This is a genomic window from Alicyclobacillus contaminans DSM 17975, assembly GCF_000429525.1.
Taxonomy (GTDB): domain Bacteria; phylum Bacillota; class Bacilli; order Alicyclobacillales; family Alicyclobacillaceae; genus Alicyclobacillus_A; species Alicyclobacillus_A contaminans.
In genome coordinates this window covers 1-4585 of sequence record NZ_AUCA01000081.1, presented here as the reverse complement: position 1 = coordinate 4585, position 4585 = coordinate 1, and the positions used below count along the sequence as shown (strand labels likewise).

The 4585-nt window shown below is 57.3% G+C and carries 4 protein-coding genes, 3 tRNA genes and 1 rRNA gene; 3 read left to right on the top strand and 5 right to left on the bottom strand.

Annotated elements, in window-relative coordinates; translation table 11 throughout:
• Positions 1-214 (bottom strand): transposase (locus G463_RS0116900; RefSeq protein ID WP_026976077.1); only part of this gene is annotated, 214 nt, incomplete at its 3' end.
• Between the two features lie 107 nt (positions 215-321).
• On the opposite strand from G463_RS0116900, the gene G463_RS24150 reads away from it, so the two are divergent.
• The gene (locus tag G463_RS24150) at positions 322-654 is read left to right on the top strand and encodes a CPBP family glutamic-type intramembrane protease (RefSeq protein WP_026976076.1); all 333 of its coding nucleotides are present in this window, start codon (positions 322-324) and stop codon (positions 652-654) included.
• 102 nt (positions 655-756) lie between these two features.
• Here the strand turns inward: G463_RS24150 and G463_RS0116890 are convergent.
• The 3 genes from G463_RS0116890 to G463_RS0116880 form a co-directional block, all read right to left on the bottom strand.
• Positions 757-830: transfer RNA gene (locus G463_RS0116890), tRNA-Gly, on the bottom strand.
• Between the two features lie 87 nt (positions 831-917).
• A tRNA-Ile gene (locus G463_RS0116885) sits at positions 918-994 on the bottom strand.
• 4 nt (positions 995-998) lie between these two features.
• Positions 999-1073 (bottom strand) — tRNA-Gly (locus G463_RS0116880).
• A 273-nt stretch (positions 1074-1346) separates the two neighbouring features.
• On the opposite strand from G463_RS0116880, the gene G463_RS21165 reads away from it, so the two are divergent.
• Entirely contained in the window at positions 1347-3869 is a 2523-nt protein-coding gene (locus G463_RS21165) for a penicillin acylase family protein (RefSeq protein WP_051322407.1), read from the top strand.
• Complete coding sequence (locus G463_RS0116870; RefSeq protein ID WP_026976075.1) at positions 3856-4335, top strand: hypothetical protein; 480 nt, start codon at positions 3856-3858, stop codon at positions 4333-4335. Before G463_RS21165 ends, G463_RS0116870 begins: the two co-directional genes overlap by 14 nt.
• A 103-nt stretch (positions 4336-4438) precedes the next feature.
• Here the strand turns inward: G463_RS0116870 and rrf are convergent.
• A 5S ribosomal RNA gene (rrf, locus tag G463_RS0116865) occupies positions 4439-4555 on the bottom strand.
• Positions 4556-4585 lie beyond the last annotated feature (30 nt).

Sequence of the window (4585 nt, the reverse complement as noted above, 5' to 3'; positions counted from 1 at the left end):
CCTCCTGCAACTCTTTCTCCAGCTCCTGCTCCCTCGTAGAGGGTCCGGACTGAAGCCCAGCCCGTCCACCAGTCAGGAACGCTTCACGCCACCTGTAATACAGACTCTGGGCCACGCCATGCCGCCGACATACCTCGCTGATATTCGCACCGGGCATCATGCCCTCGAGCACGATGTTCATCTTCTCGTCCACTGTCCACTTACGTCCCGGCATCATAAACACCTCTACTTCATCTTAACCCATCCCTTCTGTCTGGGTTGACTCTGGGGCCAGTATACCATGCGCTCTTATGGACTCCTTTGTTGGCGACAACTTGTTTGATGACGGCCCTTGGATTTCACCAGACCGTCATACCACACGCATTGACGTTGATGAATGTACTGTCACTCGTTATACCGAGTTTCTATGACGAATTGTTGTTTCGAAACACCTTGCAGCCAAAGTTCCGCCAATGGGGCCTGTCCAAATGGATGGCCATTGGGCTGCAGAGTTCCTTGTACGCTTGCGCGGTCTGGCTGGGACACGCATCTCTTTCAGTGGCGTTAGCGTCCTGGTTGCTCGGCTGGGCGAACGGTTGGATTGTATACAAATTCCGCTCCATTCGGCCGGCTTTTTTCCTCGGAATCATTTGGAACGCGCTGTGGTTCGCGTAATGTCTGTGTTACGTGTTTGGTGTAGACCAAAGCACACGTTTGCGTGCTACATGCAAAAAAGACCGCCACCCCGGTTTTCCCAGGTTGGCGGTCTCTTCATCTTGGAGCGGGTGAGGGGAATCGAACCCCCGCGGCCAGCTTGGAAGGCTGGAGTTCTACCATTGAACTACACCCGCATATTTCGCGAACGGTTTGTATTATACACTGCGCACCGCAGCATTGCAAGCTGGGATTTCAACAACGCATGTCATCGTACCGTACGCTGGTGGGCCCACTAGGACTCGAACCTAGGACCAACCGGTTATGAGCCGGCCGCTCTAACCAACTGAGCTATGGGCCCTTTCTGGAGCGGAAGACGGGATTCGAACCCGCGACCCTCGCCTTGGCAAGGCGATGCTCTACCCCTGAGCCACTTCCGCACATGGTATAACCCGAGTGCACGAAGTATTATATCAAGAGTCGCGCGTTGTTGCAACGCCGGTTTTCCGTCGAATTCTGGAATTCTTCATTACGCAGCGCGTATGCCGCAGCCAGAATGCCGGACCGTCATGAATTTATGGGACTCCACGCGCCTTTTTACGCCCTCCGTAGATTCCGATAAAATTGTGAAAAGTTTCCTCATTTCGAACAACTTTCTGTTACAATCAATAAAAATGATGAATCGGCCAAACGCAATGGGGTGAATCCGTACCGTGAAACCATCTCTGCTCAAACGCGGTGTCCATGCCATGGTTGCAGTGATTTTCAGCGGCGGTGTGCTTTGGCTGGCGGGCCGTGGCATCGGTCCACTGCCGGCACTGGGGCCCGCATTCAACGCCGGTACCGGCGTTTGGACGATGGCCAAGACCGCGCAACCTCCCACCACCGAGACACTTCACTTTCAGTTTCTGCACCACCCCGCTACCGTCAAATTTGACGAACACGGTATTGCATACATCCACGCGTCGGATGATCACGACTTGTTCGCCATGATGGGCTATCTGCACACCGAGTTCCGCCTGACGCAAATGGATCTGATGCGTCGTCAGGGGGAGGGGCGCCTCGCTGAAGTGGTCGGCAAAAAAGCGCTGCCATCCGACGAATTCGAGCTCCAGTTGGGACTCCAGCGCACCGCCGAGCAGGAGTGGCAACAGATGGACAAATCGAGTGCCGCGGGACAGGCGCTGCTCGCGTATGCGGAGGGCGTGAACGAGAAGATGGACGAAGACAAGCGCAGCGGCGAACTGCCCTATACCTTTAAACTGATGGGATACAGCCCGCAGCCCTGGACCCCCGTGGACAGCCTGGTGATTCAGGGCATCATGACGCAGACGCTCGATTATACCGACACACCGCTGGATTATGCGCTGTTGGTCAAGTCCCTCGGTTCTGAACGAACCATGGACTGGTTTCCGACCGTACCAAAGAATGAACAGCATCCCTACGACCCCGGCCCCTATGTGCCGGCCGGTGCTAAGCCCATCCAGGCGGTCCAAAATGTGTCGGCCGATGAAGCCGCGGCCGTGGCGGATATCCAGCAGCGAATGCGGGCGCTGCCGGTAAACGCGGTCCACACCGGATCGAACAGTAACAACTGGGCGGTGGATGGGACCAAGACCGCCAGCGGAGAGCCACTGATGGCGGGCGATCCGCACCTGTCCCAAACATTGCCGTCCATCTGGTACCAGGTGCAGGCGTCGTCCCCGAACTACGAATTCGCAGGCGTCAGCATTCCGGGTATGCCGTGCATTCTCATCGGCCATAACGACCACATCAGTTGGAGCCTGACCAATGTTCAGAATCAGGCCACGTTCTTCTACACGGAGAAAACGGATGCGAGTCACCCCAATCAATACTTTTGGAATGGAGCCTGGCATCCTTATCAGCAAATCTCCTACGACATCCCCGTGAAAGGTGGAAACACTGCGCACTTCACGGTTCAACTCACTGTCCACGGACCTGTGCTCACCAGCAAAGGGCAGACGGTGTCCGTGAATTGGATTGGCGCCAAACCATCGCCCGACTTGGCAGTTCTATTGCGTGTGATTCAATCAAACAACTTCCAGCAATTCCGGAATGCGCTCAAGGATTGGCGCGCACCTTCGCAGAATTTTGTATACGCGGATGATCGGGGGAACATTGGGCTCATCTCGGCCGGCGAATATCCCATTGTGAAGCACGGCAATCCGTGGTTGCCCCTGCCGGGCACGGGAGCGTCGGACATCCAGGGATCCATCCCATTCGACGATATCCCACAGGTCTATGACCCGCCCTCCCATTTCGTGTTTTCGGCCAACCAGCGGGAGGTGAGCGCGGACTATCCGTACTACATCGGCACCAGCCTCGATTTCTTTTCGGATGGTTTCCGAGCCGATGAAATTTACCGCACGCTCAGCGCGGGCAAAAAATTGACCGTTAAGGACATGGAGGCGCTGCAAAACGACACCACGGATTACTTGGCAACAACCATCGTGCCGAAGCTCACAGCCAGCTTGGCAAAACAATCGCTGAATTCGACCGAGCAGCAGGCGCTGCACCTTCTGACAACGTGGAATGACCGAATGGATCCCGACTCGTCCGCCGCGGCCATCTGGTGGACGTTTTGGACCGATTACCTGTCGGCCACGTTCCAACCCTGGTGGGACGCCGCAAAGGTCCCCGTGGATGTTGATCCGACCCTGAAAATCCGCCCCAATTTGACATCCCTCAACGAGGACCTGCAGGCCTGGACCCTGACCCATCCGACGAATCCCGCATTTTCTCTGCCGGACGGAACCAAGCGCACCGCGGATGACGTGATGTTCACCGCCTTTCGGACGGCGGTTGCCCATCTGTCCAAACGGTTGGGTTCGGATCCCAAGTTGTGGTCGTGGGGTGCGCTGCACAGCCGACAATTCCCGTCCCTGTTGCAGGTCCCGGCCCTTGGCTACGGACCATTTCCGAGCGGCGGCGACGATTGGACTGTCAACGCGGCAGACTCGGACAATGGTTACCTATCCACTGGGGGCCCGAGCTGGCGATTCGTGATGGACTGGGGCACCGGCAATGTTTACGGGGTGTATCCCGGCGGACAAAGTGAAAATCCGCTGTCCCCTTGGTATGAGAATTTCATCGATGCGTGGTGGAACGGCGCCTATTATCCGCTGTTGGAGGCGGATCAGGTGAGTGCGAAAGGCACCTGGACCATGGTGCCGGACACGGACAACCAAGGAGGTGGAGCGCGTGCATCCCAATAGTCCGCGCCAATTACATCTCTGGGTGTTCGCAATCATCCTCGCCATCAGCACCGGATTGATTTGGTACGCCAACACGCTCGGGCTGTGGTATGTGACCTGGTTGGCGGGTCTTGTGTTGGCTGGTCTGCCCGTTCGGACGCAAACTGTCATCCTGTGCAGTCTCGGCACGGCGTTGGTTGGTTGGGCCATGCCCCTCGTATGGCTGGATATTTCCCTGCCCATCCGCCGCACCGCAGCCGTGGTCTCGGCCGTCATGGGCTTCGGGACCAGCGCCTGGTGGCTCGTGGATGTGATCACCTGTCTCACGGGCATCCTGTTGGCCGTGGCTGGAACGTACCTTGGCCGCTCCCTACTGTCCCTCGTCTGGCAGCACGCCCCTTGGATGAAAGAGGCGCATGTACCGCCGACGGATAGCTCAGAGTGCCTCCCTGCGTCCTATGACCACAACCCGCCCACGTCTTCGTAAGTGCCCACGAGGCGGCCGCATGCGTCAAACTGACAACAGGGATTCTTTGTGAAGATAATGAAAGAGCCCAACAGGTGAAGACCTGTTGGGCTCATGTTCCTTCGCCTGGCAGCGTCCTACGTTCCCAGGGGCTCCCGCCCCAAGTATCCTCGGCGCTGGAGGTCTTAACGGTCGTGTTCGGGATGGGTACGCGTGTTTCCCCTCCGCTATCGCCACCAGACCCGGTTCGTGGGTGTCTGCTCACTCCTGC

What these genes read in the sequence shown, in the direction of transcription:
- G463_RS24150 (WP_026976076.1), top strand. Translation starts at nt 322, where the DNA reads ATGACGGCCCTTGGATTTCACCAGACCGTCATACCACACGCATTGACG.